We start from the raw sequence: 26,203 nt of genomic DNA, 5'->3' as shown, positions 1-26,203 counted from the left end.
CTTTCCCTTGCGCCGGATAATAGCCTCTCCGGCATGGGGTGGAGTCAGGGAAAACCTTACATTTCGAGCGTGGTTGGGCGGGTATACGTGCTGGTCTGATAACCCGGCGACTCCGGAAACGTGCCCTGGCTGCGGGCCGCCTTCTGGACGGCAGTCGAGGTCGCCGCCCCGCTCTGCTGGGGCTGATCTGCCCTCGCCTGCGGGGTCGGGTCTGCAGGTAGGGCCTGCTGCGCCTGCTGAGGGCTGTGGGGCGCCTTGTAGGGATTATAGGGCTCACCCCAGCGGGCAATGTCCCGGCACACATCATCGCGCAGCACCGTGCGGGTGTTCTGCTCGGTAACACAGCGACAGCTGTTCTCGGTGGCCATGCAGTAGACGTGTGGATCGGACACCACCGGCCGATCCACATAGGCCGGCGCCGACCAGGGCACATCGGCCACCATCGGCACCAGCTGAGCCACGTACTGTTCGCCCGTGGTGACCTTCGCCGCGACTACACCCGGCGACGCTGCCGCGCCCGCCAGCGACGGCGCCGGGGGCGCCGTCTTCTGGGCGGGCGCGGCTGCTTTCGCAAAGATCGTGTCGCGGTAGACGGCATACCACGCGCCGCCAGCGAGCAACGCAGCCACCGGCAGGATCATCAGCGCCTTCTTCACCAGCGCCGGCATCTGGTACTTGATCTGGTGGGTCTGCGCCGAGTCGTAGCAGGCGAAATACCGAGGCTTGAACTTGTAGACCTCGTAGTCGTAGTTCCGCTTGATGGTGGCCAGCTTCTGGCGCACCACGTCCATGACCTGGTTCTCGCGGAACAAGAAGCTCTCTTGCTTGCCGGCCCGGCGTAGTAGGTGTTCGTGATAGCCGACCAAGCCCCGCAGGTACGTGTCGAGGTAGTTGGGCTGCTGCGTGGCCAGCACCAGCCGGATACCGTCATGGCGAATCTTGTTCATGCGCACGTACTCGGGCGCCTCACCGCCGCGGCGCTCCGGGAAGAACGCCTGGGCTTCATCCACGAACAGAATTGCGCCGGCCGGCAGGTCACGCCATTGACGCGCGTCCTCCCACAACGTGACGCCGGGAATCTTGAGACCGTCGATGTTGCACGCGAAAACGTGTTCGCCCTTCTCTACCAGCTTGCTGATGGCCTCGGCCATGCGCAGCGACTTGCCTGCGCCGGGCAGACCGGTGAGCAATGAAATTGCAGCGGTATCGCCGATCATGTTGACTGGTTCCTGCGCTGAATGAAGATGCGTTCGGCGCCCCGAATACCGTAGGCGCTGAGAATGATCGACACGCCGGCATCAATGCCCAAGGCGTGCACCCACCCGGCGATGCCAGCAGGCACCGAGGACCACGCGTTCTGCGCGTACTCGATGATCGGGTTATAGATGAAGTGCTGGGCGGCGAAGCCCAAGCCGATGGACGACAGTAGCCGGCCCAGCCAGATGGCCGCCTTGAGCTTGACCAGCTTGTGGATCGTGTCGCCGATGTTCTCGAAAAAGTGATCGGCAAAGCCCCTTGCCCACTCGAACATTAGATGTTCCTCCCCACCACAAACATGGCGATCACCGTGCACATAGCGATGATGACCATGCGCACCGCTGCAATCGCATCGTAGAAGCCCTGCGGCACGTTCCAGTGCTGCCCCTCGATCTCCACATCCGGAAGCAGGCTTCCACCGCCGCCGCCCACGCTCACCAAGTCCTGCCGCAACGTCATCCCGCTGCCGCCCGACTCGCCGTTCCAAATGCCCTCGACCACCCCGGCGTCATCACCATTGCTAATGCCGGCGGCACGTTCGGCATTGCCCTGCCCCAGCGCCTCGAAGGCGCAGCGTTGCTTCCACTGCTGGATCACCTGGGCGTAGGCTTCCGCCTTGCAAGACTTGCCGGCGCACACAGGTACATCGCCCTCACCGCAACCGTTGCCGTTGGAAATCTCGTTGCCTTGTGTGTTGCATTGAATCTTCCACGTGAACTTGAGCTGCAAGCACTTCAGCGTGTCACCCACACACACCGGAGGCGCGTCGCAGTTCCCGCTATCGCTGGCGCTGTCCTTACTGTCGTCATCGCCTTTCTTGCCGTCATCGGCCTTGCCGTTGCCGGTGGTATTGCCGCTGCCGTCCGCGTTGTTATCGCCGCTGGAATTCTTCGCGGTCCCGCTCGGAACACTGGTGTAGTTGGTCACGTTAGACGTGGTGCAAGCAGAGCCGGTGCACTCCGCCACCTGATGGCCTTCCTTACGCTGCCACTCCTGATCGGTAATGGTCGTGCTGGGCGGCGTGACGGGATCACCTTTCGGCGACTTGACCTGTGCGTCAGTCCCATCCGTCTTTTTGCCGGTCTCACCGGGCGTCCAGCAAAACGTCTTTCCCGTAGAGGCCGTGGCGCAATAGTCACCGTTCGGCTTGACGCAACCGGTCTGCCCGTTGCCGAGGGCGGTACATTCCGGCGACTTTGGGGTCGTAGCATCGACGCGCGCATCGTCGCTCTTTTCCTGCGTGATGGGCGCGTTCGCGTCGATCACCTGGGGGCTGCATGTCTCACCGGTATAGGACCGATCTTTCATGCCGTACTGCATCACCGAGCCCACGCTCTTGGTGAAAGCTGTCCCCTGTACCTTGCACCCCGAGATGCAGGTGGCTGGTGCGCTGTAATTCAGCGCGGCATCGGCTAACCGAGCGGAGTTTCGATCCGCGCACTTTCCCGAATATGAGCGGATAGCCTTGTTGGTAATAGCATTGACCGCAGATTGAGTCGTCGGACACGTGCTGCTCTGCGGGATGAAAACCGAGATCATCTGCACACCCGAATCGAACGGCGCGCAGTACTTGTACTGCGTATAGGGAGGCGGCTCCGCTGCTGTCTTGTTCGCCACCCATCGGGCGGCCACCGCAACCACCGCAGATGTGGCCTCGCCCTGATCGCCACATCCGCTGTTCAATACGCTGGTATTGAAGCAATCGACAGCGGCCCTCGCCTCGCTCGCCGTGCACAGGTGCAGTAGTGTGGCAATGAGAAGCGCTGCGGCGCCATACGCAATGCGACGCACCATCGCCCTTACGAAATAGCGCCCCAGGCCGTTCATCAATTCCACCCACTTGCGCATATATGCGCCGCATGGATAAGGAACGCCAACACGATCAAGCCTTCCATAATGCCTCCATCGAAAAGGGGAGGGTCTCCCCTCCCCTGCTACGGAACATCGGCGCTTACTTGCCGCCGATCAGGCCCAGGGCACGCAGGGTCCACCGACCCAGCGCGAAGGCGGCCAGAATGGCCACGCCGATGGCGGTGTAGGTGACGACCTTGGCGATGATCTCGTCACCACTGAAATCGCCGCCGCCGCTGGCCTGCGCGAAAGCGAAGCCGGGCACGGTCATCAGGACGGTACCGCCGAGCAGAACGGCGTTCTTGGCGCTGCCGAAAGCACGGGTCATGGTGTTGCGCATGGGTGTTACTCCTCTATGGATTTAGGGTTTAGCAGTCCTTTAATGACTGCCAGGGTCATCAGGCCGATGAAGTACGCTCCCCCGACCATCGCGGCCTGTTCGATAGTGGGTAGTGGTGTCGTCCAGTCGGTCTGATCGACCCATGCCTGGACTTCGCATTGCTGCGTCGAATCGTTGTATTGCGTGCACATCAGCACCTTGGCCACGGCTCACCTCCGGGGCTTACGCGGGCAGATCGTGGCGACCACGCCTGCACAGGTCAGCACGCCGGCGCAGTAGCCGATGCAGAGCAGCGTCTGCGGTGATGCCGTGACCAAGGCGTACCACACGATCAGGCCGCCTGACGGGACGGCTGGGGCTTGGCGCCGACGGGATCGACCAGCGTCATACGGCGCGCCAGCTCGACGCCGAAGCGGCCGGGAACGAGGTCGGTGGTCAGATCCCATTCCTTGACCGCACCCACCGGATAGCCCTTGTCCAGGCCGTCCACCTCGACTTCGATCTGGATACGCATCGCCTCGGTTTCGAGCGTGGCGCGCTGGCTGTAGATGGCCTTCTGCAGTCCCTTGGACGTGGTGACGGTGCGGGTTTCAACGGCGCTATTGATGGTGAGTTTCGGAGCGTTCATTTCGTTCTTCCTCTGTTGGTCGGGTTCGTCTTGCGGTCGCTGGCTGCAAATTTCGGGTGGTACTGTGGGGTCAAGCTAAGTCCCCCCCTACCCCCCCGCAGGGAGACGTGGTGGAGCCGCTTGTTTCCCCGTTGCGCGATGCTTGCATCAGTCCGCCCGGTGCCCAGGTGTCGCCCTGAACTGTCGGATCGCTGTGTTGCTGTCACCCGCGATCAGGGCGTCTTGCTCGGGGCGGCGGGTGTAGTCGATCGGCGGTGGCGCCCACGCGCCGAAATTCCTGCTGAAATCGACTGTCCCGCCCTTGGTTACGTACTTGGATACGTAGCCGGTGATATCTGCTTGGCTACGCGGCGCCTCGATGCGGTTGCGGCCGAACTCGCGATACCACCACTCGTGCCACTCGTAGCGGCTGCTGATGCGATTGAGATCATCGGTAGGCGCAGCTGCGACGGCGTGGAAGTGCAGGCGTCCGTCGCGGTGGAATTCTTGGCCGCGTGCCCACTGCACGCCGCCGTGCCAGCGTGTGGCCCACTTCGGCCCGTAGACGCTGCGATTGAGACAACTGACGAAGTAGCGGAACGCTTTATCAGCTGCTTCTTCGTGCATGCCACCATTGCGGCCGGACTTGCTGACGCGGAACGTGAGCGTCCAGAACTGCTGCCACGGGATGCGCTGTAGAAGCTCGGCATATCCCTGCGCTTGGAGGTCAGCAGGCCGCAGCTGGTGCAGCAGGTAAGCGTCGCATCCATCGCTTGCAGCTTCTGGAGGTTTCCCCCGCAGTGATAGCAAGGGCTGTTCGGGAAGTGGGCGTTCATGGCTCATCGCCCTGCCCCGCGCCGATCAGCCTGATTCGTTCCTCAATCAGTCGGTCGATATCGCGGCGTTCGTCGTCGGTCTTGGCGGTCTTCTTCGCGTCGTACAGCTGCCACAGCTTCATGCGTGCGCCTCCCGCAATGCCTCGCACTCGGCCAGCTGCTCGGAGGCGATGGCCGCGATTTCGCGCCAGAACTTCAGCGGCGGCGTGCGGCGAGAGGGGAACAGTTCGCGCTGTATCAGCTTCAGCTGCGCCATGTCGTAGGCGATGCGCGCGCCGCGCTCGGTGTTGGTCGGACGGCTCACAGAATCCTCCGGCCGTAGTCGGCTGCGTACACCTCGCAAGCGCGATCATTTCCGGCGATGCAGGCGCTTCGAATCTCCTTGCGCTCCGCAAAGCTATCGCGACCGTAGTCGTAGCCAAGAATCGCCCCGAAGCCGCAGCCGACGACAGCGCAGATCACGAAGATGATCACTGCCCACGGCAGATCGGAGACGCAAAGGCGATTAGCCACGGTGCACCCCGCCATAGGTCGATTCGTAGAGGCGGCGCAGCGGAGCGATGGCGCGGGCAATGCCCACCGCAACCATCACCACGCATCCGCTGATGCAGAACGCGAAGCTGACCTTGTCCATGTGAATCCCCTGCCCCCTACCCTAGACCCGGTCCCCCTCGGGGGGTGCCGAGGGGGGCGGGGATGTCAAGACTCTGCTGACATCTAGGGCGAACTGTATGCTGGGTCCTGACATACTGTCAACAGGGTACATACATGAGCCAGAGCTACGACCTTTTCTGCCGGTGGAAGCACGTGCAGAAGATTCAGAGCGACAACTCAGGTGCGCTTGCGCTGGGCGTGACCCGAGCGACGGTTTCCAGCTGGAAAAAAGGGAAAAACGCCGAGATTCAGTACATCGAGCGGATGGCAGAAGACATCGGCGATAAGCCCGAGGAATGGGTCGCGCTGGTCATGGCCGAGCGCAGCAATTCCGAGGACGAGCGAGCAGCCTGGAGGCGCATCGCAAAAAGGCTAAGCGCGGCCGTGATGGCCCTATGGCTCGGACTGGGGATCGCCCCGCCCAGCCACGCGCAGGCCGCGGAGCTGACACAACAAGCAGTAATTGACGCGGCATCGTCTATACATTATGCGAAATGCGCTGTGGCCCTCGTTGTGGCTGTGGGCGTCGCTATGGCACTGCTTATGCAAGCCGATCGCGCTGCCGGTGCCGGAGCCGGCGGTGGTCCAGTTCGTGGTCGACCACCTGGCCCGGCGCGGCAAGGCTGGCCTAACGTGGGAGCTGCCGCCGGCGCTGGATGCGCAATTGGTGGCCGCCGGCCTGAAGCAGAAACCCGGCCCCTTCAAGCTCGCCACCGTCGTGCACCGCGTGGCCGTGCTCTCGGCCGCCCACCAGGCGCACAAGGCGGCCAACCCCTGCGAATCGCCGGCGGTGCGTCAACTGCTCAAGCGGGGCCGCCGGGCCTCGGTCAAGCGCGGGGAGCGGCCGCACAAGAAGACTGCCATCACTCGCACCGAACTCGACGCGCTGCTGGCAACCTGCGACGAGTCGCTGGAAGGACTGCGGGACGCGGCGCTGTTGCTGTTTGGCTTTGCCAGCGGCGGACGTCGGCGCAGCGAGATCGCCGCGGCCGACTGGCAGGATCTGCGCCGCATCGGCGAGGCGGCCTTCGTGTATCGCCTCGAGCACAGCAAGACCCAGCAGGCCGGCCCAAATGCCGCGGCAACGCCGGACAAGCCGGTGCTCGGCCGCGCCGGCGCCGCCCTGGAGGCGTGGCTGACCGCCGCGAACATCGTCGAAGGCCCCCCTCTTCCGCCGTCTCTGGCGCGACCGGGTCGGCCCGGCACTGTCTCCCAAGGCGGTGGCCACCATCGTGCAACGCCGGGCGAAACTGGCCGGACTGGCGGGGGATTTTGGCGGACACAGCCTGCGCTCGGGCTTCATCACCGAGGGCGGGCGGCGGGGCATTGCCCTGTCGGCCCTGATGGCCCTGACCGAGCATCGCTCGGTGGCCCAGGCGATCGGCTACTTCCAAGCCGGGGATGCCAGTAACAACCCGGCATCGCGGCTATCGGACGACTGATGCTGTCGCCTGGCTGTCGGGCCCCCGTCGTGTTATCGAGTCCTGGGCACTTCTAGTCTGCGTTCACTTGCCCGAAGGAGTCACGCTCAATGGATCCGCTGATGACCTCCAGCCCCCCTCGCCTGCTCACACCCGCCGAAGTCGGCGCCTGCATACGTCAATTTCGCGAGCTTCGCCGCTGGTCGCAGGAACAACTAGCCGAGATCTCCGGTCTCAACGTGCGCACCATCCAGCGGGTGGAACAGGGGGATTCCGCAGGCTTTGACACGCGCCGTGCGTTGGCCCGGGCGTTCGACTTCGACGACATCGACGTGTTGAACAAGCCCTTCTCGCTGCCGACTGCCGAGGAACTGCAGGCCGCCCAAGCGGCGTTCGAGCGCGACCACATCACGCTCGCGGTTTCGCCATTGACGGCAGGCCGGCAACTCGCCGGCCTAATCACCACCCACGACATGGACCTGTCGGAGCCCGCGTTCGAGCTGACGCGCGAGGCCGCCGAAGAGTTCGCTGGTCTGGTCGATTACTACCGTGAGTACCGCGACTGTCACGAGCTGTACTCGGAAACGCAAAAGCTTGACGTGTTCGACGACCTGCAGCGGCATATCGACGCTTTGCGTGCATTGGGCGTGTCGCTCTGCCACGGCGCCCGAAAGGTTCGCGTCGGACAGGCAGTGCCGGGCCGCGAACCTTGGGTCGCCACGGTGCTGTATGTGATCGCCACGCGAGTCGGCGAGGAGCCCGGCCAGATCGCCGTGCCCAGGGCCGCACGCGTTGGTTGATCTCACGGCGTGCCGCGACGCAGACCCCAGCGGCATTCGAGGATCAACGGCCCTACTCAGGCTCGGGGTGCTTGCCCGACTCAGCGGCCCCTAACTTCACGCGCGCGGTTTCGTTGCCCGCGGCGTCGCGCATGATCAGCTGTCTACCGCGCATCTGCTGAAGAAATGCGTCGTAGTGCTCGTTCGGTTCCGGCGCATGCGAAGACATGGCCCCCGGCGTTGCGTTCTCGATCGTTTCTTTCAATGCCTTTACGGTCCAGCATTTTCCCAATGCGATCTCAGCCATTTTCGTGCTGCCGGCGGTGCCCGAATAGACCCCAATAAGCTTGAACTACTTGACGTGGGCGTCTTCAAGATTCTCCATATCAAATTAATCGAGCGCTCGCGTGTCTCCTCGGCGAACTGCCTCAATAAACGCATTGCCTTTCGCATTACGGGCCCGCATCACCCGATTGTCCTCGGCAATCAGCACGGGCGCACCGGACATGCCTGCCCGGCTGAGCGAGTCGATCAGAAGGACCCGGTCGTGTAGCGGAACCGCGGGTTCCGAGGCGATGCTGCCGCGCTTCCATATGGGCAAATAGTAAGGGGCTTGTTCGCCAAACTCGGACTCGAGATCCTTCTTACTGAAGGGATAACCCAGGATGAAAACGTCCTTGGCCACGCCTTCGGCAATCTCGGTGTCGTCCTCCACCGAATGGATGTCGACGAAGTGAAAGTACTCTTCAAGCTCGACAGGCAGCTCGACAATCGCAATATCGACCATGTGACGGTCCGGATGCTCGAACCATAGTGGATTCATCTCATCGTCGTAGAGCGGTACCGAGAGTTCGACCAGGTTCTTGTTTCTGCCCTGCACCGTCACCTTGAGGTAGTGAGAGATGGCGTTGACGATTTGCTTGGATCTGCAGGGTTCAATCCGCTGACTACATGCCAATTGGTGACAAGCAGTATCGCGCCTTTCACGCGGATGAAAAATCCAGTCGCATGGCTGCGGAGAATGTGTTCGCCATCCAATCTAATGCAGAAAGTCTGCAGGTAGCTGGTGGCTTGCGACAGGGGGTGAATCATAGTTCCGGCACCGTTCGAATGGGTTTCGTCGATGACGTCTGGGATTCAGACGTGGCGTCGTAGGCGGGCAAGACTTCAGCCTTAGCCTCAATCATTGCGAACTCAAGTATCTGGCATACCGCCCTAACAGCGGTGGCATGGCAGATACCACAGATCAGTGCGAAACCGAAGATCAGCATGCCCACTACGGTGTAGGAAAGACCCTGACTCCGAGCCTCTATCGATAGTCCCGGAGCTAGCGCATGGGATCCTACGAACCAGAACAGCACGCCCCAAGCGATGCCGGCCAGCACATTGAAGCGACCAAGCTTCTGCAGCGTATGTACACGCACGACCTCCACGCTTTGTGCCAAGTGCTGAAGCTGCTGAGGATTGTCCACAGTGGAGAGAATGAACTGGCGAACCTGCGCAACGCGCGATGCATTGACACCGGCCGTCATTGAGCGACTGGGGGTGCTGAAGTACACGACGCCCACGGCCAGAAGAAAAGACGGCAGGATGACGGACGGGGTCTGTGGTTCGTGCACGAAACCAAGGAGCACCGCGAGTACGACAGTTGTGGCAAGCACCCAGGCGATGCGACGGATCAAGATATGCCCGCCTGCAATGATCAGCCACGGTCCTGCCAGCATCGTGTCAACGACACCCTGCAGCCATCTGTGCAACGGCTTACCCAACCGATTGCCCACCAATGCGTTCTCGGCGCTGCGCACCACCCGAAGCGCGATCTCATACGTCATTCTCTGCTCCCTTGAGAAGTGGTTACGGAAGTGCTGCCGGATCTTCTGGCAGAGCGACTAATCTTCGCTGCGGGTCACGCGGGGGTTGCGACGGCGATAGGCCGGGATGTTTGACGGCGGGGTCCGCCGCCGCGCGAGTTCCGGGTAATAAACCGTGTTCGAAACTCGTCCCAACAGGCGCATGGCCCCTAGCCACGGCATCGCGACGAGGATAAGGCCAGCAATGGGCACCCGAATCGATTCCAACTACGCCGACCGCAAAGCTCCGCTGATGCCGCCCCCTGCGGCGCAGCAAAGGCTTATCCCCTCAGCTTGTACGGGCGCCAAGCTACGACCGCACTCCTAATGACCACAGTCGACCCCGAGAAGATCAAAACAGCATCCGAGTTGGCGTGGATAGCAAACGCGTTCGCGGAGAGCGCAGTTCGGCTAGTGGAGACCCAGGAGAATGAGCCCCTCAAAGACTATTACGCATCCAGGGTGCCGATGTTCCTTTGTCACCATGCGATTGAACTTACGCTTAAGGCGGCCATCTTGGCGACGGGTGTCGAACCACCCAAGACCCATAGTCTACAAGTCTTGACGGAACTATGCTCAACGGTCTGCCCGATCGTCTCGATTCCAGTCCCCGAATTCCTATCATTTGGCCTGACGTTCGAAGATGACATTTTCGGGCCCCAGTTCGCCAAGATATTCTTCAGAGAGCTGAACCTGCACTTCAGATACCCCACTAGCAAAGCGATGGAGAGTCAGATCGAGATGGCGATGACGCGGGAGGACTTCTTAGACCAACTTCAGACGACCAGGCCCCAGCTCTTTCAGGTATTGAATCCTTTGTTCTGGAATTTGAACGAATTTCACGCCCAGAGATTCTGATTAGTTGTGTCACGCGTCAGTTCGAATCACCACGCTTTGTGCAAAACTGACAAATTAGGCGCCTCCAGGGAAAAGGCATCGGCGGTCATCATTAACTTCAGCTCTACACCCTCGATGGCTGAAGCACCGGGCGTTTGACTGGCGACTTGCGCATGACTGTCTGAATTGGTGGTTTGTCAGAGGCTCAACACTGTCCCACTGCGCGTGACGGACAGCGTGCGCGCTGCCTCAAGCTGGCTTCGATAGTCATTCGGCCAGCCCAGCGGAATCCGACGAACCTCCGGCGGCACTGCGCGTACATCCATGCACTGCCCCTGCGCAAATTGTTCACGCAGTTGCAGTAGCCATCGCCCAAAAGCTTCGGTGCCGGCGTTTCGCTACCGCTGAGGGGGCTGGAGCTGCCCGGCCAGCGGGAATTATCGGCACGTGTCGTGTGTCCAGCCCGCCAGCGGCCCCGAAGATCGCTTGCATCGGATCAGGTTGAATGATGCAGGCCCGCGTCAATACGACCTGCGATTCTGTCTCGGCGCCGCCGGAAGACCCAACCGCCTGCGGGTTTCGTCGCTCATGTAGAGGTCGTAAAGACTGCCGTACGTGTCCGCCTCGGTCTTGATCGCCTTGACCTTGTGGAAGCGAAGCGAACCTTCGACAACCGCAAGCTTGGCATCGGGCGCAAGCGATTCGTTTGCCTCGCTGCCAAGGGCAGCTTCACTCGCGCTCGGCGTCATAGACCTGTTGGCACTGAGGACACTCGCTTCCGGGAACAATACCACGTTAGTGCCCTGCTCTCCCGTTTGCACCGACGGGAACACCAGGCCGTCGACCTCTGCGACGAATCGCAATCGCAGGTACTCGAAGACAACTTGAGTGGATAGATAACTCAGCTCGTCATTTCGGCCCTTGGGTTTGGACATCTTCTTTACCAACGACTTCAGGAACGTCATGAGGTGCTGGGCGTCCAGGTAGCCCACATCCAGAAGCGTCAGCCTGGGGGGTTCGACCAGTTCAAGCTTGGTCAAGTCCAGGAGCTTCATATCGGCAGTCGGTGTGAAAGCCACACTGACAACGTCATCGCCCGTAATGGAGCGGATCTCGCTCAAACAGGTTTCCCGCTCAAGGGCACAGTACAAGGCAGAGATCCCGCTGGGAGTCATCCGTTGGCTGCTGGCCCTGCCCTTGGGAGCGGGACCGAGCTGCGACGCAGGGTCGTCCGCAATCTCCTTGGCCTTCTGATAGCTTTCGACACCGCGGGCTCGGTATAGCTCGGTGCCGCGATCCAGGGTGCGGATAACTTCTGGCTTCAGTTCCTGGGTTTCGGAGATCAGCAGTTTGAAAACCGAGTCAAGAAAGGCGCGTGCGTTCGGATTGAAGAAGCGGTGGACATGCCGGATGTCGTCGATAAAATTGCCCCAGCGGTCTTCGTAGACGTTGCGCTCCAAAAGCCCATTGTCGTTAAAGAAGTGGGTCTCGTTGCCCCGGCTGTCAATCTTGAAATCCGCGGGCGCCTGAGCCAGGAGGTCGTCAAAGTACACCTCCTCTCCGAGGTTAAACCACTCCATCAGAACGATGTCATAGGTGTTCACCTCAATCTCGTCGGAGCCCCCTTCATAGAGCATGGCGTGCTCGTAGCTGGAAAGGTCGTCTTCAGAAGCGACATTCTCCTTGACCCGGGAATAGATGTAGTCAAAGAGGGTATTGGACTCGACAGTGGTGCCTGCGTTGCCGCAGTAGCTACAGGCACCCGCCTCCCCGCTCCTTTCGACCAGACCTTTAAGAGTCTGGCTTGTGACACAGCCAGAGCAAATCATCTTCTTTCCCCGTTGGTTTTGGCGACGCTCACGATCTTCGTTCAAGCCCGTCAACACCGCCCAGCGCCTGGAAGGTGTTGGCGCAGATGGTCGTCTTGATCTGCGCTGTCATCACGTACTCGGCCGCCTCGGTGGTTGAGGAGGCGGTCGAGGTTCTGTTCATTCAAGGATTGCCATTCTGAAGATCCGCTCGAAACCGCGCGGCGGCTCCGCACAACCAGTCATTCGTCACTGACGTAATCGCCAAAGTCAATCCGCAACTGCTCAAGTGCTTCAGTGCCATAGCCCCTAACCAGATTGGCTTTGCGCACCGGTGCTTGTCCGAAGGCGAGCTTGACCCGATGCTGCCGACGCGCGGCATCTGCCTGCTCTGCACGGACAATCTCAGGGGTTATCGCGGCCACATCTGCTGAAGTCGAATCGGAGAGAAGCTTGCGCAACGCGCTTCGCTGCCTACCAGGTGCGGAACGCTGTGTTTGTACCTGCGCGAGCATGCGGCGCCCCACCGCCACGGCAGCCGCCACATCAATCTCAGACAGTTAAAAGTGAGGCGCACTTCTTCGCTGTAATTCGCCTGCCACTTGCCGATTTCTTTGGCCTGAACGTGACGAAATCAACTTCCATCTGGCAAAATTTTCAGGAGGACGTTACATCTCGAACCGCCAATATCTCGAACGCCACGCCCCCACCATCCATGCGCGTCAATTCACCGTCGACACGCACATGAATAACTAAGCGTGATCCGGGCGGCCATTGCTTATAGCCCTGCTCCACCAACAGCTTTCCTTCCGCCGACTCCATTGCATTCTCACCGATAAGCACTCCAAGTAATAATTCTCTGTTACTGCAATCGTAGATCGCAGCCCCATGTCTTCCCGAGAGGTAGCACGCATCCAGCGTTACTTGCTTCCCTAAATACTTCTCTGGAGACGAGAGAATATCTAGCACGCCTCGCGCGGCAGGAATTTCCTCATTTGTGCAGGCAATACAGCAAAAAATACCAAATACCAAGAATATATGCTTAATTAACGGATTCATGGCTCACACCCTCCATTGCTACAAGAGATCTTCACCGATTCATGGGCCTGCTGCTCGATGTATTTTCCGTCTCGCCCATTCTCGGGCGTCCACAGTCCCCACGGAGAGGCAACCTGAAGGCTCTGGTAGAACGCAGCTTCCGCTTTATAGGCCCGCCGCTCACCCTGAAGCAGTCCCTGCCTGCTTCTAGTCATTGCCTTGAACCCATTCTTTGCGCGCATGCTTTGATCATAGCCGTGCGATCCCTCATGGATGAGCGTAGAGTCGATAAGGTCTTGATAACTGAAACCTTTGAAATCTCGTGAGGCCTTTTCAAGTCCGCTAAAGTTGATGCTGATTGTCGTCGCCCCCCCTTCCGTAACGGAATTTCCTGCGCTGCCTGAAGCCCCATCTTGAATTGTTACACCATTTTCATCCCCCTCTTTCCCCAGAAATTTCGCAATTTCACTCGACCTGCCATTCGAAATGTGCGAGCCCGTCTGCGCTTTTGCGGACGCACGAATTTTGCCTACAGCCTCAGCAACCAACTTGCACGCTTTACCAGCCGTGCATTTGTATCTTCCATCTGGATCGAGATTCTTGTATGGATTGTTGTCCACGTAAGTATAGCGATTAAAATTCTCGCCTCGTGAGAAGTCACTGGACACCGGATCTGTGCTCAAAAACTTGCCGAATTCCGGATCGTAATATCTTTGTTGCATATAAGTCAGCCCAGTCGCGGAATCCTCCACATGCCCCGTAAACCCAGGCCCGTCCGTCGGCCCATGCGAGATCAGTGCGCCATATGGCTCATATGCTTGCCGCTCGACGACAGACCCGGATGAATTGGTGGTCGCCACTGGCGAGCCCAAGGCATCGGTATGGATGTATTCCGTGGTTACTGTCTGCGCGCAGGCGCTTGCGACCAGGCTCAGCCAGAATGTGCCGGCGCATGCCCCTGACCTAGCAATTGTTCTAATGCGCTGTCTCATTCACCTGCTCTCTGCGTCGAGTTTTGCAAGTCGGCAGCCTGACTCGCTGCCGCAGCACCTAGATCACCTAAATCTTGGAACCCCTGGGTATAGGGTGGCGATGAGTAAGCAGAGCATCCGCTTGCATTGCACGCCCTGACTACATGCGACGGCGCGCAATAATTCGAGTTCGCTGCACTAATCGAAGTCAGCGGCCCGCCGTACTGCACCAGTCCATTTGAGGCGACGGCCAAGTCATAGCTCGTCGCGCTTGCGCTGGCCGTCCACTGCACCTCACATCGGATCTTGGTGTTCTTGCCTTCCTTCCACTGGTACTTGACCGAACTGGTGATGGTCGGTGTCGGCGGCGGCGGATTGACGGCTATCGATGCACTGTTCGAATAAGGGCTGCAGCCAGCATCGTTGCAGGCCTGCACGCGGTAGGCGTAGTTTCCCAGCCCCACGCCACTGAAGCCTCGCACCGTCGACCCATCTTGCTGGATCAACACCCAGCTTCCGCCATTTGCACTTTGCTCAAGCGGGTAGCGCACCGCCATTGCCACGGCATTCCAACTAACGCTGTATGCGCCCGTGGTACTGCTCGCGGGCACACTGATAGTGGGCGCCACGGGGGGCTGTATGACTCCTACCGTACCCACGTTCGAATAGGGGCCGCAACCCGCACCGTTGCAGCCCTGCACGCGATAACTGTAGCTCCCGGTCGCCTTGCCAGAGAACGGTTGGCTGGTGCCGGAAATCTCGGTTACGAAGGCCCAGGCGCCGCCGTTGGCACTTTCCTCCAGGCGGTAAGAGCTGGCATCCGCGACAGCTGTCCAGCTGACGGTGTAACTGCCGCCAAGACTCTGGCTAGGCACCGAAAGCGATGGTCCCACCGCCGGCGGATAATAGGATTGGGTGCTGGCGGCGGCAGACACCGGGCCACATCCAGCTGGATTACATCCGCTTACCCGATAAGTGTATGTGCCCGCGGGACGCCCACTATATGCGGCCGACATCGAAGCTGTGTTCTGCACCTCTGTCCAAGCGCCACCATTGACGCTCTCCTCGAGCTTGTAGGTCGATGCACCCGCGATGGCGCCCCAGCTCACGGTGTAGTTGCCGTTCGGCGCAGTGGAGAACAGCACAATCGTGGTGCGGGCTGACGGCGGCAGTTGTACCACCGTGCTGACGGGCGCGCTCCACGTGCTGCAGGCGCCGTTCTGGCATGCACGCACTTGGTAGGTGTACGTCGCACCCGTCTTGCCGCTTACGGCCCATGACAGCGCAGTGCCGCTATAGACACTGGACCATGCACCTCCGTTGACGCTTTCCTGCAACTCGTAGCCGGTAGCCGACAGCACGGCATTCCAGCTGATGGTGTAGCTGCCGTTGTTGCTGTAGGCCGGCGCCGTCAGCGTCGGTGCCACAGGCGCCACGACCGTAGTGAGCTTGGCCACCAGGCTGCCATTGAGCTGGATGTATTCGAAGTTCTTGCCCTGGCGCTCATTCTGCTGGCGGCGCAGCGCACCGTCCTGGCCATACATCGAATAGATCTTGCCGCCACTCACCAAGTCGGTGGAGACCACGCGGCGGCCCTGGGCGTCGTAACGATAGGACTCCTTGCCCGTCGCCATACGCAGGCGATTGCCGACGTCGAAGGCGAAGCCCTGCCCGTTCTTGTTGCTCAGGTTGCCCTGTACGTCGTAGCTCAGGCCGATCGTCGTGGCACCGGCGTCATTGCGAATGTTGCTCAGGCGATTGGTGGCGTCGTAGACGTAGTTGTACTGCTTGACGCCCGTCAGCTTCGCGCTGCGCAGGTTGTCGAGCACGTCATAGGTGTACTTCATCACCCCGTCGCCACCGAACGAGGTTGAGGTCGCCTGCGTGAGGCGGTCCAGGCCGTCGTACTGCATGGTGCGGGTACGCGTGGCATCGAGGCTGTCGGCGATCTGCGCCACGTTGCCAGCGGCATCGTACGTATAGGCATTGCTCAGCACGCCACCGCTATCCGTCACCTGGGCGGGAAGCTGGCGGGCGTTCTGCGTCATCGTGTGCACGATGCCATTGCCGTAGGTGAACTGCTTCATGCCGCCATTGGGGTAATAGCTCACACCCGTAGCGTAGGTGCCGGCTTGCGTCGGTTGGCCCAGGGCATTGGGCGCATAGCCCACGGCCAACCCGCTCGGATAGGTCAGGCTCGCCAACGCCCCGTTGGCGTCGTAGCCGTATCCCATGCTCCAGTTGAACGTGCCGACCTGCCCGGTCGTCTCCGCGGTCAGCAGGCGACGCTTGTTATAGGTGTAGGTGTTGACCGTCTGCGTGGTACCGGCGTCGTTGTTGGTGACGATCTGCGAAGGCTTGCCGTCGTTGTAGTACGTCCAGCTCTGGTTGCCATTGCCGTCCGGGAAGCTCAGGGTCTTCAGCCGGTTGCGGGCGTCGTAGGTGCGATCCACGCGGCGGCCGGAGTCATAAGCCGACTGCGCGTCGCAACTGGCCGTACCGGTCGAAGTGAGGCCGGCGGCGCTCCAGATCACATTGCCGGCAGCGTCATAGCCCGTGGCTGTCGCGCCCGTCTCCGGCTCGACCGTCTTGCACAGCTGCTGATAGCCGTCGTAGACGTAGCTACGCGTCACCTTCGTCGTGCTGTCGGCATTGCGACGCACGATGGACGTCGGCTTGCCGAACAGGTCCCGCGGGATATCGGTATAGGCGCCCTCTGGGTGCTGGATCCAAACCGGGGTCTTGTAGTCCGGCTGGTCGAACACCTGATAGCCGGTCACGGTCACTTGCCCGCGCGGATTGGTCACGCGGGTCTGGTTGCTGCCCGGATATTGGGTCGTGGTGGTCAGCAGACCCAGCTCGCTGTCCTGCGAGACGGACGTGGTGCGCCCCAGCGCGTCGTACTCGGTCCAGTTGCCGGTGGTCAGCGTATCGCTGGAGCCGGGATAGGAGGCGAAGACCTGCCGTCCCTCTTCGTCATAGGCGAAGCGCTGAAAGCGCTGAGTGCCTGCGACGTCCGCGTTGTCGTACTCGCGGGTGACGATCGGTCGCCATAGCGCGTCGAAGTAGGTTTCCTTGCGCGCATTGCCGGTAGCCACGATTTGCCGCCAATGGCCGGCCCCCAGGCCGTATTCGGTGCCGCTGACCTGCGCAAAGGCCTGGGTAGTGCTGTTCCAGGCTACCGTGTCGCTTGTGGGATAGGCGATGCTGGAGATACGCCCCATCGCATCGTAGCCGTAATTGCTGACGTAGCCGTTCTCGTCGGTCACCGACGTGATCCAGCCATTGTCGTCCACCACCGCCGACATCGTGGTGTTGTCGGCATAGATGATCGACTGCGGGCTGCCGCGCTTCCAGCTGCCCAGCGTGGTGACGTGGTTGGCGCCGTCGGCCACCGTGGCCACGGTTCCGTCAGCGTTATAGGTCAGCGTTTGCTGCAGCTTGCCGAACGCCCATACCTGGGAAGGCATGGCGCTGGCGGTATAGCTCGTCTGGGATACGACCAGCCCCGTGTTGCTGTTGGTGACCTTTGAGGGCTGGTTGAGAATCCACTTGGCGGTGTCGTCGTAGTATTCGGTCACATCGGTGCGCGAGTACCACGGACTGGCCTTCGTGACGCTAACCGGACGCGCCAACGTATCGAAGCTGTTGGTGGTGCTCTGGTAGCTGGCGCCGTCCTGCTGGATCACCGTCCCCGTCTCGGGCAGCACTTGCGCCGAGCTCGGATCATCACCGTTGTAAATGAGGCCATAGCGCGGTGCGAAGGACTGGGCGGCGGCCTGGGCCGTCGTCATGTAGGTCGTCGCGCTGGTGCTCACGACATTGCCGGCCGCATCGAGCGTGCTGCTGCCCAGCAACTTGCCTTCGTTGAAGGCGTACTCGAAGCCGTAACGGTACTTGATGCGGGTCTGGTCCGGATTGACGACCACCACTTCTTTTTCGGTCGCGCAGGTGGTGCAGGGGTAATTTGCAGCAGTGTTCCGGCTTCCCCAAAGCGCCTGCACTCCACCACCGTACGCATAGGACCATTGCAGTGGCGAAGCAATGCCCGGACCGGCAATGGTCTTGCTCGTCAGCGTCATGACGTCAAAGAAGTTCGGTGTACCGAGTTCGTAGTAGTATTCGGTGGTCAGCGATTCGCTTGTTCGAGTCCGCTCAAGGCACTGGCTCATATGTACGCCACTGCGGTAGTGGCGAACATTCGAGAACACAAAGCTGCCCGTCGCACCACTCGGATGCGTTGCGGTCAGCGTGAAATTCCAGCCTGTCTCTGGCGGCTGCTCGGCGCAGTTGGGCGTGGAGTTTCCATCCCAGGTAACCGCCGATGGATCCAATGCATTCGAGTAGCCGTAGGTCCACTGGCTGCTGTCTGGCAGCGTGACCGACGTCAACCGAGTCTGCGTGCCGCTGGCGCCCGCTACCGAACCATATCCATAGGACCAGGTGCGGCCGTTCGCGCTGGCGGAGGTGAGGTTCATTCCGCTGTAGGTCAGCGTGATTTCACGCCCATCGCTCGACCAGATGCGCGTCGGGTGGCCGTTGGCGTCATACTGGTACTGCACCCAGTTTCCAAAGCGGTCTTCGACCTTCGTGGCCAGCACGTAGATCTTCGTGCGGCCCGCCTGCGCTGCGCCTCCCAGGCCAAGCGACTTGCGCATCGTGCCGGCGAGTCGGCTCACCGCTTGGTTGAACGAGTAGCGCACGCCATCGGTCGTGGTAACCCGGAAGCCTTCGCCAGACAGCCCGGCCACCATCGGGATGCAGTCGATGGCGTCGCGCTGGCTCGTGGTCCACTTGCGCGTTATCCCGTCGGACGGCCTGGGCGTATTACTCTCCAGGCCCAGCATGGTGCGGTCGCCGCCGCCCGGAATATGGATGCTGTTGCCCTGCCAGATATCCGTCAGCGAGAACCCGCCCGGCACCGTCGGCACCATGGACACGCTGCATCGCGTATCGGCCCAGCTGCTGCCACCGCTGGCGAAGGTGCCGGAGATGTAGGGCACATCCACGTTCCAGCCACCCGCGCCTTCGAGGTTGGCATTGAACGACGTGGAACTGCCCGTCAGGTGCAATTCGACACTGAAATTCCGGGATAGGCGTACCGGCAAGCCGTTGTTGCCGGGCAGATCGATGTCTGTCACCGAGAAGTCGGTCTTGCCGTTATAGAGGCTGACGCTGTCGCCGAAGAGATTGTTCTTCAGCGCGGTCATGTTCTGGGCCGCCTCGATGCGCTTTCGGTATTCCTGGTATGGCTCGACCGCGCTGACCTGACCCACCCACGCGCACAGCACCGCAGCCACGCCGATGCGGCGCAGCCAAACAGTATCCTTGTTCAACCCCTTCTCCTCTTGCCCTCGTAGGGCTTCCCCAACTACGACATTAGCCAGCGCCAAATTTGCAGGGCAGAGCGACAAACAAAGCTGTGCCAACGCGCGTTCAGCAGCGTAAGTTGATTTGATTCTGCCAGCATGCCGAGCCCAGGAGGCGAGCATCAATGCACATTTTCGGCAAATTTCTAAAATTGACTGCCGTCAGCTGCAACGGATCATACCCGCCGCTGTCAGTCCGCTTGTTGATAGCTCCAGCTCCAATTGCAACTCAACATGTTTAGAGATCGCAGCAGTTGAAGGTCGAATTTGTGGCCGTAGAAATGAGCGACCTGCGAGAAGATTATTGTTGCCAAGCTGACTACTCTGAGTTTAGGGGGCACAAACCTTCGAACGGCCATGTTGAGGCCAGTGGATGGGTGATGCCGTCGCCTAAAGCAACAGATCCGCAAAAATCGCATCAAATTGGAGCGCATACCAAGCGCCGTCACCCATCAGCGCCGCCAACGGCACGATCGTCAGCCCACGCTCCACCAGCGCCGGCGTGCAATCCTGGGCGCATTCCGCCTATACCGACCCGCACCACTCGAAACACCAGAGCCCCGGCCTAACCGATATCCACATCCCCGCCCTAAACCTCCGAGCGCAAACTCTCAAACGCCTCACGGAGTAATTTCACCATCGGCCGCTTCGGCCCGGCCTGGGCATTCCAAGTCTGCGTCGTCAGCTTGATCGCGCCGATGGAGACGATCGCCACCATCCTCAGCGCCGTACGTCGCTCCGGCTGCCGCCAGACCTCGCACAATGTGTCGAACAGCGCCTGCTCCTGTTCGGCATAGAACGCCTGCTTGCGCGAGGCCAGGGTGTCGCTCGAGCGCATCAGCGCATCCAGCGCGGTCATCTCCTCGGTCGTGTAACGCGACATGTGCTTGATCATGACATCGCGCACGGCGTCCAGCGGTGCCGTGTCCGGAGACGCCTTCAGGATGTCGGCGTACATTGCGGCCCAGCCGGCATTCTGCATCGACAGGATGATGTCGTCCTTCGACTTGAAGTACGAGAAGAACGTCCGCCGCGAGATGCCCGCCTCGCTGGCAATGTCATCGAGGGTCGTCGCGGCGAACCCGCGCGACAGGAATAGCTTGAGCCCCGCATCGGTGATGCGTTGGTGGGTCTCCCTGCGCTTGCGTTCGCGCAGTCCTTCGGCGGCGGCGTCAACGCCAGCCGCATGAGCGGTTCTTGACATTCCCATGTCCTGCTGTAATTCTGCACCGAGTGCAGAAATATTTGCACTAGGTGCAGTTAAATCACGGACCCAGCATACCCTCCCCCACCTTTGAAGGGCAAAGATCATGTCTAGTTGGACCGTTTCAGACATCCCCGATCAGCGCGGCCGCACGGCGGTGGTCACTGGTACCGGCGGAATCGGGCTGGAAGTGGCGCGGGCGCTGGCGCGCGCGGGCGCGCACGTCATCGTGGCCGGCCGCAATGCCGCCAAGGGCACGGCGGCGGTCGCGCAGATCCGCCAGGAGATTCCAGCGGCGAATGTCCGCTTCGGGATGCTGGACCTCGCCCGCCTCGCGTCCGTCGAGGAATTCGGCGAATCCTTGCATCGCTCCCAGGAACGCATTGATCTGCTGGTCAACAACGCGGCAGTGATGGCGCCGCCGCAACGCCTGCAGACCGCCGATGGATTCGAGCTTCAGTTCGGTACCAACCATTTGGGACACTTCGCTCTGACCGCGCACCTGCTGCCCTTGCTGGCACGCGCACCGCGCGCACGCGTGGTCAGCCTGTCCAGTGTCGCCGCGCGCAGTGGCGCCATCGACTTCGAGAACCTGCAGTCCGAACGCAGCTATCGGCCGATGGTGGCTTATGGCCAGTCGAAGCTCGCCTGCCTGATGTTCGCGCTGGAGCTTCAGCGCCGCAGCGAGGCACACGGATGGGGCATCGAGAGCATCGCCGCGCACCCGGGCATATCGCGTACCGACCTCATCCCCAACGGTGCGGGCGCGCACAGCGTGACCGGCATGGCGCGCCGTTACCTGTGGTTCCTGTTCCAGCCCGCCGCACACGGCGCATGGCCGCCCCTGTTCGCGGGTACAGCGCCGGCGGCGACGGGGGGAGCCTATTACGGCCCCGATCGGCTCAGCGAAACGCGTGGGAAACCTGGGCCGGCGAAAATCCCGCCGCAGGCGCTGGATGAAGATGTCGCGCGCCGCCTGTGGCAAGCGTCGGAACGGTTGACCGGCATCGCCTTCCCTGCGGCACGCATGCAGAAGCCAATGCCTGCCGTGCGCTGAGTGCGGATGCGCGCACAACGCGCGCCAAGCGCATGCGTTCGCGAGCGCTTGGCATGCGTGTCCTGCGCAGGCGGTCGAATGATCTAGCGCGGCGGCTGGATGCCAGGTGCGTGCCGCGCCATCAGTTCGACGATCCAGTCGATGAACACCCGCAGCTTGCGGCTGACATGGCGGCTGGGCGGAAATGCCAGGTACATCGGCATGGGGTCGAGCATCCAGTCCTCGAACAGTGGCACCAGCGCGCCGCGTGCCACCGGCTCGCGCGCGATGTAGTGCGGAAGCGACAGCACGCCCAAGCCCGCCACGCCCGCGGCCAGATAGGCGTTGCCGTCGTCCACCGATTGCGCGTGGCGTCCCTGCACGCGCAGCTCCTCGTCGCCGCGACGCATCAAGGTCATCAGGGCGCTGCCGGTGCGTGCGCTCCGGTAGCCAACGATGCGGTGACCCGCTTCTTCCAGCGCCGAGGGATGTTCCGGCGTCCCGGCACGCGCCAGATAGGAAGGTGCCGCGTAGAGGCCCAAAGGCAGGTTGGCGATGTGGCGCGCGCGCAGCGAGCTGTCGGTCAACTCGCCGCCGCGCACCACGCAATCCACGTTCTCGTCGATCAGGTCGACCTTGCGGTCGCTGGCGCCGAGGTCGAGCTGGATGTCCGGATAGCGTGCATAAAACTCGGGTAACGCCGGCACCAGCACCAGGTTCGCCAGGGGCGCGGGAACGTCCACGCGCAGCCGGCCGCGTGGCGCAGCCGCCGCGCCGGACAGGCTGGTTTCAGCGTCGTCCAGGTCCGCCAGCAGGCGAACGACACGCTCGTAATAGGCCGCCCCGTCGGCGGTCACGTTGACCTTGCGCGTCGTGCGATGCAGCAGCCTGACCCGCAAGTGCGTCTCCAGCTGCTGTACCAGTTGGGTGATACGCGTCTTGCTCGCCTGTAGCGTCTCGGCGGCCTTGGTAAAGCTGCCGGTCTCGACCACGCGCACGAAGGCCTGCATCGCGTCGATACGGTCCATGGCCACTCCAGGAGCATTGGGGATTGTTTGGATTCTACAAACAGTCCTCTCCGGATCGGCAGGTTTTACCCGCCCACGCCGCTGTCTACAGTGATCGCCATGTCCTGCGTGCCACCGGTTCGCGCACGCCCCACCTGACAGGAGTACATGCGATGACGCATCGACAAGCCATTTTCCCCACCGCTCGGCAAGACCTCTACACCCTGCATCGCTATTCCGCCGCGTTGCGCTCGGGCGACCTGCTGTTCGTTTCCGGCCAGGTGGGCAGCCGCAGCGATGGTTCGCCGGAACCGGACTTCGAGGCCCAGGTACGCCTGGCCTTCGCCAATCTCCAGGCGACGCTGAAGGCCGCAGGATGCGGGCTCGACGACATCGTGGACCTGACCAGCTTCCACACCGATCCGCAGCACCAGTTCGACACCGTGCTCAAGGTGAAGGACGAGGTCTTCCCGACCGCGCCCTATCCGAACTGGACCGCGCTGGGTGTCACCTGGCTGGCGGGCTTCGATTTCGAGATCAAGGTCATCGCACGCATTCCAGGGGCGAATTGAGCGCCCCTGCTTTGTGCCGGACGACCTTAGCGAAGGGCCTCAGTCGCCAGCATCCTGCTGCATCGACCGTATTTCCTTCAGATGCTTGTAAAGCAAGGCGCGTGAAATGCCGAGCCTGGCAGCTACCACCGGCGCTGCATTACGGATATCCAGGATGCGCGCCGCGTGGAGCCGCGCGATCAGTTCGCGGCGTGCCGCGGCATCCAACGCGCGGGCGGACATCCCGAGCTCGGCTTCGTGCCCACTGACGATCTGCTCCAGGACTTGCCGCCAGCTATCGTGAAAGAAGTTCTCCGGCTCCGGGGATGCCGGCAGGAATGCCAGGGTCCCGAGGCTGTCGCGGACACGCTCCAGCATCGTGACGTCGAAATTGATGCACAGCATCCCGCGCGGCCTCTCCTTCTCGTCGCGTATTACCACCGTGATGCACCGCATGTGGCGGCCATCTGTATTCGCCTTGCGATAGGGCCCGATCACGGGCTGCGCCAGTGCGTGATCCGGAAAGCGGTCGTCGCTGGAACTGTCTCCCACCTTGCGCTTGGAGAGCGCGTTGGCGATGTGGGCGATCTTCATTGCCACGAGATCGTGGACAACCACTTCCACATGGGGCCGAAACAACGCGGCGACGGCGTCGGCGACGGGAAAGTACGGTGCGAGGGCGGCGGCGTCAGGGCGTTTGGGCATTCCGGTGGGTCGGCTCGCTGGGGCGTAGAGCGTAGCCCGGTCGCAGGCTGTTTTCAAATGGTCTACTGTTTACAAACAGTCTATGCCGCGGCTAGTCTGTGCGCCGCCGAATTCCGGCGCGACAGCGGCAGGCTCCGTGTGACCAGCAAGCGTATCGGGATCAGTTCAAGCGGATTGGCGCTCGTCCTTTTCATGGTGGCCATACTGGGCCTATTGGCTTCTGCGGATGGCCATGCGCAGCCGTCGGACATCGCGGCGCCGCGCGATCGCCCGTTCCACGGCACGATCCGGCTCGACATCGACGCCCGCGATGTGAGCCGAAAGATGTTCCATGTCCGTGAGACCCTCCCGGTCCAGGCGCCAGGGCGCATGACCCTGCTGTATCCCGCGTGGGAGGCATCCAGCCATGCCCCGAGCATTTCCGCCGCAAGCCTGGCGGGATTGGTGGTCTCGGCCGGCGCGCAGCGCCTGGAATGGCGAAGGGACGAACTGGACATGCACGCCTTCCATGTCGACGTGCCCGAGGGCATCGAAGACATCACCGTGGAGTTCCAGTATGTGATCCGCCCGGGCGAATCGCTCCTGCGACGGGACATGGTTGCCGTGCAGTGGCAAAGGCTGCTGCTCTACCCCGCCGGCTGGTACGCGAGGAATATCGCCATCCAGGCGGGCGTTCGCCTGCCGATGGGCCTGCATGCGGTTTCTTCGCTGCAGATCGAGCATATCTCGGGCGAATCGATAGGGTTCAAGGCCACTGCGCTGGACGCATTGCTGGATGCGCCGGTGCTGGCGGCGCGTCACTTTCGTTCCTACGACCTGGGCTTGCCTGGGCAGCCCGCTTTCCGGCTCAGCCTCCTGTCCGATAGCGCTGAAATCCCCGAACTCCCGGCGCAGGACCTCGCCGACATGCGGCGCATGCTGGAACAAACGCATGCCGTCTTTGGACGCGCGCCGTATGGCAAGTTCGAGGCCATCGTGGTGTTGAGCGATGCCTTTCCGCCCGGCGGCGTCGAGCACGCCGATGCGGCGGAGATCTATCTGCCGCCCGATTACTTCCTGGATCGCGCCAGCCAGCTCAACAACCTGGACCTCATCATCCACGAACACGTGCACGCATGGAATGGACGCTTCCGCGTACCGGAAGGCCAGTGGACCCCCACTCCCAACACCGAGATGCGCAACGGCATGCTCTGGGTCTACGAAGGGCAGACGGAATTCTGGGGCCGCGTGCTCGCGGCACGAAGCGGCCTGCGCAGCCGCCAGGAAACCCTGGACAAGCTGGCGTTGGATGCGGCGAATGTCGAAGCGATGAACGGCCGGGCGTGGAAGACGCTGCGCGATACCGCCAACGACCCGATCTACCTCACCGGCCGCGCCGCGGTGTGGCCGGAGTGGCAGCGGCGCAAGGATTACTACACCGAGGGCGTGCTGCTCTGGCTGCAGGTGGACATGAAACTGCGCGAGGAATCCGCCGGCCGATACGGCCTGGACGACCTGGCGAGAGCGTTCTACTCCGCCGATATCGCGCCCGGTCCGGCGCCCTATTCGTTCGATGATCTATGTGCCGCCCTGCATCGGCTCGTACCGATCGACTGGGCGAGTTACCTGCTGGCACGGCTGGATACGCATCGGCCGCTCGTGCTCGGTGGCCTGGAAAGCGCGGGCTGGCGGCTCGTCTACGACAGCGAGCCCACCGACACCTTCCTGCAGCACGAGGCGGAATTGGGCGGCTTCGACCTGCGGCACTCGATCGGCCTGGTGGTCGACGCCCGCGGCGCGGTGCTGTCCGTCATGTGGGACAGCCCTGCCTATCGCGCGGGCATCGGACCGGGCGCTGTCGTGGAAGCCGTCAACGGCGAGGCGTTCACCCCCGAAGTATTGCTGGGTGCGATCGCCTCCCGTGCCGCCGCCCCGATATCGCTGCACCTGCGCGATGGTCGCGATGAATCCGACGTGGCGATCGATTACCACGGCGGGGCGCGCTATCCGCACCTGCGCCGGATCAGCGGGCGTGCGGACCGGCTGTCCCCGCTCCTGCGGCCACGATCACCGTAAACCCACAGGGGCGGGCCGCACCCAAGC

The 26,203-nt window shown here is 61.8% G+C and carries 29 protein-coding genes; 6 read left to right on the top strand and 23 right to left on the bottom strand.

All coding sequences use genetic code 11. From position 1 onward, the window contains the following. Positions 1–56: 56 nt before the first annotated feature. From P6166_RS02455 to P6166_RS02405, 11 genes are all read right to left on the bottom strand, one after another. A complete protein-coding gene (locus tag P6166_RS02455; RefSeq protein ID WP_277762947.1) occupies positions 57–1,217 on the bottom strand; it encodes a zonular occludens toxin domain-containing protein in 1,161 nt (386 codons plus the stop codon). Then, a complete protein-coding gene (locus P6166_RS02450) occupies positions 1,214–1,531 on the bottom strand; it encodes a DUF2523 family protein (RefSeq protein ID WP_277762946.1) in 318 nt (105 codons plus the stop codon). The genes P6166_RS02455 and P6166_RS02450 overlap by 4 nt, the downstream gene beginning before the upstream one ends. Next, positions 1,531–3,105: an A coat protein gene (locus tag P6166_RS02445; protein ID WP_277762945.1), complete on the bottom strand. Its 1,575-nt coding sequence runs from the start codon at positions 3,103–3,105 to the stop codon at positions 1,531–1,533. Before P6166_RS02445 ends, P6166_RS02450 begins: the two co-directional genes overlap by 1 nt. Before the next feature lie 103 nt (positions 3,106–3,208). Further along, positions 3,209–3,448: a hypothetical protein gene (locus P6166_RS02440; protein ID WP_277762944.1), complete on the bottom strand. Its 240-nt coding sequence runs from the start codon at positions 3,446–3,448 to the stop codon at positions 3,209–3,211. A 5-nt stretch (positions 3,449–3,453) separates the two neighbouring features. Further along, a complete protein-coding gene (locus P6166_RS02435) occupies positions 3,454–3,654 on the bottom strand; it encodes a hypothetical protein (RefSeq protein ID WP_277762943.1) in 201 nt (66 codons plus the stop codon). A gap of 125 nt (positions 3,655–3,779) precedes the next feature. Continuing rightward, a complete protein-coding gene (locus tag P6166_RS02430; RefSeq protein ID WP_277762942.1) occupies positions 3,780–4,076 on the bottom strand; it encodes a hypothetical protein in 297 nt (98 codons plus the stop codon). Between the two features lie 147 nt (positions 4,077–4,223). After that, positions 4,224–4,898: a hypothetical protein gene (locus P6166_RS02425; RefSeq protein WP_277762941.1), complete on the bottom strand. Its 675-nt coding sequence runs from the start codon at positions 4,896–4,898 to the stop codon at positions 4,224–4,226. Further along, the gene (locus tag P6166_RS02420; RefSeq protein WP_277762940.1) at positions 4,888–5,013 is read right to left on the bottom strand and encodes a hypothetical protein; all 126 of its coding nucleotides are present in this window, start codon (positions 5,011–5,013) and stop codon (positions 4,888–4,890) included. Before P6166_RS02420 ends, P6166_RS02425 begins: the two co-directional genes overlap by 11 nt. Next, positions 5,010–5,195, bottom strand: a complete 186-nt coding sequence (locus P6166_RS02415) for a hypothetical protein (protein WP_277762939.1) — start codon at positions 5,193–5,195, stop codon at positions 5,010–5,012. Before P6166_RS02415 ends, P6166_RS02420 begins: the two co-directional genes overlap by 4 nt. Continuing rightward, complete coding sequence (locus P6166_RS02410; protein WP_277762938.1) at positions 5,192–5,404, bottom strand: hypothetical protein; 213 nt, start codon at positions 5,402–5,404, stop codon at positions 5,192–5,194. Before P6166_RS02410 ends, P6166_RS02415 begins: the two co-directional genes overlap by 4 nt. Beyond that, complete coding sequence (locus tag P6166_RS02405; protein ID WP_277762937.1) at positions 5,397–5,525, bottom strand: hypothetical protein; 129 nt, start codon at positions 5,523–5,525, stop codon at positions 5,397–5,399. Before P6166_RS02405 ends, P6166_RS02410 begins: the two co-directional genes overlap by 8 nt. A gap of 600 nt (positions 5,526–6,125) precedes the next feature. Between P6166_RS02405 and P6166_RS02400 the strand changes: the two genes are divergently transcribed. Further along, positions 6,126–6,956: a hypothetical protein gene (locus P6166_RS02400; RefSeq protein WP_345781845.1), complete on the top strand. Its 831-nt coding sequence runs from the start codon at positions 6,126–6,128 to the stop codon at positions 6,954–6,956. Positions 6,957–7,076: 120 nt separating this feature from the next. Further along, positions 7,077–7,766, top strand: coding sequence for a helix-turn-helix transcriptional regulator (locus tag P6166_RS02395; protein ID WP_277762936.1), 690 nt, complete (start codon positions 7,077–7,079; stop codon positions 7,764–7,766). A gap of 52 nt (positions 7,767–7,818) precedes the next feature. On the opposite strand, the gene P6166_RS02390 is transcribed toward P6166_RS02395, so the two are convergent. From P6166_RS02390 to P6166_RS02380, 3 genes are all read right to left on the bottom strand, one after another. Then, positions 7,819–8,052 carry a hypothetical protein gene (locus P6166_RS02390; protein WP_277762935.1) on the bottom strand — a complete coding sequence of 78 codons (234 nt, stop codon included), beginning with the start codon at positions 8,050–8,052 and terminating at the stop codon, positions 7,819–7,821. Positions 8,053–8,136: 84 nt separating this feature from the next. Then, the gene (locus tag P6166_RS02385; protein ID WP_277762934.1) at positions 8,137–8,631 is read right to left on the bottom strand and encodes a hypothetical protein; all 495 of its coding nucleotides are present in this window, start codon (positions 8,629–8,631) and stop codon (positions 8,137–8,139) included. A 202-nt stretch (positions 8,632–8,833) separates the two neighbouring features. Continuing rightward, positions 8,834–9,577 carry a hypothetical protein gene (locus P6166_RS02380; RefSeq protein ID WP_277762933.1) on the bottom strand — a complete coding sequence of 248 codons (744 nt, stop codon included), beginning with the start codon at positions 9,575–9,577 and terminating at the stop codon, positions 8,834–8,836. Positions 9,578–9,922: 345 nt separating this feature from the next. Between P6166_RS02380 and P6166_RS02375 the strand changes: the two genes are divergently transcribed. Continuing rightward, entirely contained in the window at positions 9,923–10,453 is a 531-nt protein-coding gene (locus P6166_RS02375; RefSeq protein WP_277762932.1) for a HEPN domain-containing protein, read from the top strand. Positions 10,454–10,953: 500 nt separating this feature from the next. Here P6166_RS02375 and P6166_RS02370 read toward each other — a convergent pair whose 3' ends face one another. The 7 genes from P6166_RS02370 to P6166_RS02340 all read right to left on the bottom strand — a co-directional run bounded on the left by P6166_RS02370 (position 10,954) and on the right by P6166_RS02340 (position 20,822). Beyond that, complete coding sequence (locus tag P6166_RS02370; RefSeq protein WP_277762931.1) at positions 10,954–12,306, bottom strand: RES family NAD+ phosphorylase; 1,353 nt, start codon at positions 12,304–12,306, stop codon at positions 10,954–10,956. After that, positions 12,290–12,424, bottom strand: coding sequence for a hypothetical protein (locus P6166_RS02365; protein ID WP_277762930.1), 135 nt, complete (start codon positions 12,422–12,424; stop codon positions 12,290–12,292). Before P6166_RS02365 ends, P6166_RS02370 begins: the two co-directional genes overlap by 17 nt. A gap of 58 nt (positions 12,425–12,482) precedes the next feature. After that, the gene (locus P6166_RS02360) at positions 12,483–12,755 is read right to left on the bottom strand and encodes a hypothetical protein (RefSeq protein ID WP_277762929.1); all 273 of its coding nucleotides are present in this window, start codon (positions 12,753–12,755) and stop codon (positions 12,483–12,485) included. Positions 12,756–12,897: 142 nt separating this feature from the next. Next, entirely contained in the window at positions 12,898–13,299 is a 402-nt protein-coding gene (locus P6166_RS02355; protein WP_277762928.1) for a hypothetical protein, read from the bottom strand. After that, positions 13,296–14,270 (bottom strand): RHS repeat-associated core domain-containing protein, encoded by a 975-nt coding sequence (locus P6166_RS02350; protein WP_277762927.1) that lies wholly within the window; start codon positions 14,268–14,270, stop codon positions 13,296–13,298. The genes P6166_RS02355 and P6166_RS02350 overlap by 4 nt, the downstream gene beginning before the upstream one ends. Beyond that, positions 14,267–19,585 carry an RHS repeat domain-containing protein gene (locus tag P6166_RS02345; protein ID WP_277762926.1) on the bottom strand — a complete coding sequence of 1,773 codons (5,319 nt, stop codon included), beginning with the start codon at positions 19,583–19,585 and terminating at the stop codon, positions 14,267–14,269. Before P6166_RS02345 ends, P6166_RS02350 begins: the two co-directional genes overlap by 4 nt. Before the next feature lie 622 nt (positions 19,586–20,207). Further along, positions 20,208–20,822: a TetR family transcriptional regulator gene (locus P6166_RS02340; RefSeq protein ID WP_277762925.1), complete on the bottom strand. Its 615-nt coding sequence runs from the start codon at positions 20,820–20,822 to the stop codon at positions 20,208–20,210. 106 nt (positions 20,823–20,928) lie between these two features. Here P6166_RS02340 and P6166_RS02335 point away from each other — a divergent pair, with 106 nt between their 5' ends. Continuing rightward, positions 20,929–21,879: an SDR family oxidoreductase gene (locus P6166_RS02335; protein WP_277762924.1), complete on the top strand. Its 951-nt coding sequence runs from the start codon at positions 20,929–20,931 to the stop codon at positions 21,877–21,879. An 83-nt stretch (positions 21,880–21,962) separates the two neighbouring features. Here P6166_RS02335 and P6166_RS02330 read toward each other — a convergent pair whose 3' ends face one another. After that, positions 21,963–22,886, bottom strand: a complete 924-nt coding sequence (locus tag P6166_RS02330) for a LysR family transcriptional regulator (protein WP_277762923.1) — start codon at positions 22,884–22,886, stop codon at positions 21,963–21,965. 152 nt (positions 22,887–23,038) lie between these two features. Here P6166_RS02330 and P6166_RS02325 point away from each other — a divergent pair, with 152 nt between their 5' ends. Then, positions 23,039–23,437: a RidA family protein gene (locus tag P6166_RS02325; protein ID WP_277762922.1), complete on the top strand. Its 399-nt coding sequence runs from the start codon at positions 23,039–23,041 to the stop codon at positions 23,435–23,437. Positions 23,438–23,476: 39 nt separating this feature from the next. On the opposite strand, the gene P6166_RS02320 is transcribed toward P6166_RS02325, so the two are convergent. Further along, positions 23,477–24,121, bottom strand: a complete 645-nt coding sequence (locus P6166_RS02320; RefSeq protein ID WP_277762921.1) for a PAS domain-containing protein — start codon at positions 24,119–24,121, stop codon at positions 23,477–23,479. A 138-nt stretch (positions 24,122–24,259) separates the two neighbouring features. On the opposite strand from P6166_RS02320, the gene P6166_RS02315 reads away from it, so the two are divergent. Beyond that, the gene (locus tag P6166_RS02315) at positions 24,260–26,176 is read left to right on the top strand and encodes a M61 family peptidase (protein WP_277762920.1); all 1,917 of its coding nucleotides are present in this window, start codon (positions 24,260–24,262) and stop codon (positions 26,174–26,176) included. Positions 26,177–26,203 lie beyond the last annotated feature (27 nt).

This window comes from Stenotrophomonas sp. HITSZ_GD, from assembly GCF_029543105.1.
Taxonomy (GTDB): domain Bacteria; phylum Pseudomonadota; class Gammaproteobacteria; order Xanthomonadales; family Xanthomonadaceae; genus Stenotrophomonas_A.
The sequence above is the reverse complement of the archived record's forward strand: the minus strand, read 5'-3'. Positions and strand labels throughout refer to the sequence as shown.

What these genes read in the sequence shown, in the direction of transcription:
- P6166_RS02395 (WP_277762936.1), top strand. Translation starts at nt 7,077, where the DNA reads ATGGATCCGCTGATGACCTCCAGCCCCCCTCGCCTGCTCACACCCGCC.
- P6166_RS02390 (WP_277762935.1), bottom strand. Translation starts at nt 8,052, where the DNA reads ATGGCTGAGATCGCATTGGGAAAATGCTGGACCGTAAAGGCATTGAAA.
- P6166_RS02455 (WP_277762947.1), bottom strand. Translation starts at nt 1,217, where the DNA reads ATGATCGGCGATACCGCTGCAATTTCATTGCTCACCGGTCTGCCCGGC.
- P6166_RS02325 (WP_277762922.1), top strand. Translation starts at nt 23,039, where the DNA reads ATGACGCATCGACAAGCCATTTTCCCCACCGCTCGGCAAGACCTCTAC.
- P6166_RS02340 (WP_277762925.1), bottom strand. Translation starts at nt 20,822, where the DNA reads ATGTCAAGAACCGCTCATGCGGCTGGCGTTGACGCCGCCGCCGAAGGA.
- P6166_RS02445 (WP_277762945.1), bottom strand. Translation starts at nt 3,105, where the DNA reads ATGCGCAAGTGGGTGGAATTGATGAACGGCCTGGGGCGCTATTTCGTA.
- P6166_RS02375 (WP_277762932.1), top strand. Translation starts at nt 9,923, where the DNA reads ATGACCACAGTCGACCCCGAGAAGATCAAAACAGCATCCGAGTTGGCG.
- P6166_RS02450 (WP_277762946.1), bottom strand. Translation starts at nt 1,531, where the DNA reads ATGTTCGAGTGGGCAAGGGGCTTTGCCGATCACTTTTTCGAGAACATC.
- P6166_RS02355 (WP_277762928.1), bottom strand. Translation starts at nt 13,299, where the DNA reads ATGAATCCGTTAATTAAGCATATATTCTTGGTATTTGGTATTTTTTGC.
- P6166_RS02335 (WP_277762924.1), top strand. Translation starts at nt 20,929, where the DNA reads ATGTCTAGTTGGACCGTTTCAGACATCCCCGATCAGCGCGGCCGCACG.
- P6166_RS02420 (WP_277762940.1), bottom strand. Translation starts at nt 5,013, where the DNA reads ATGAAGCTGTGGCAGCTGTACGACGCGAAGAAGACCGCCAAGACCGAC.
- P6166_RS02430 (WP_277762942.1), bottom strand. Translation starts at nt 4,076, where the DNA reads ATGAACGCTCCGAAACTCACCATCAATAGCGCCGTTGAAACCCGCACC.
- P6166_RS02405 (WP_277762937.1), bottom strand. Translation starts at nt 5,525, where the DNA reads ATGGACAAGGTCAGCTTCGCGTTCTGCATCAGCGGATGCGTGGTGATG.
- P6166_RS02320 (WP_277762921.1), bottom strand. Translation starts at nt 24,121, where the DNA reads ATGCCCAAACGCCCTGACGCCGCCGCCCTCGCACCGTACTTTCCCGTC.
- P6166_RS02380 (WP_277762933.1), bottom strand. Translation starts at nt 9,577, where the DNA reads ATGACGTATGAGATCGCGCTTCGGGTGGTGCGCAGCGCCGAGAACGCA.
- P6166_RS02365 (WP_277762930.1), bottom strand. Translation starts at nt 12,424, where the DNA reads ATGAACAGAACCTCGACCGCCTCCTCAACCACCGAGGCGGCCGAGTAC.
- P6166_RS02360 (WP_277762929.1), bottom strand. Translation starts at nt 12,755, where the DNA reads ATGCTCGCGCAGGTACAAACACAGCGTTCCGCACCTGGTAGGCAGCGA.
- P6166_RS02350 (WP_277762927.1), bottom strand. Translation starts at nt 14,270, where the DNA reads ATGAGACAGCGCATTAGAACAATTGCTAGGTCAGGGGCATGCGCCGGC.
- P6166_RS02330 (WP_277762923.1), bottom strand. Translation starts at nt 22,886, where the DNA reads ATGGACCGTATCGACGCGATGCAGGCCTTCGTGCGCGTGGTCGAGACC.
- P6166_RS02440 (WP_277762944.1), bottom strand. Translation starts at nt 3,448, where the DNA reads ATGCGCAACACCATGACCCGTGCTTTCGGCAGCGCCAAGAACGCCGTT.
- P6166_RS02425 (WP_277762941.1), bottom strand. Translation starts at nt 4,898, where the DNA reads ATGAGCCATGAACGCCCACTTCCCGAACAGCCCTTGCTATCACTGCGG.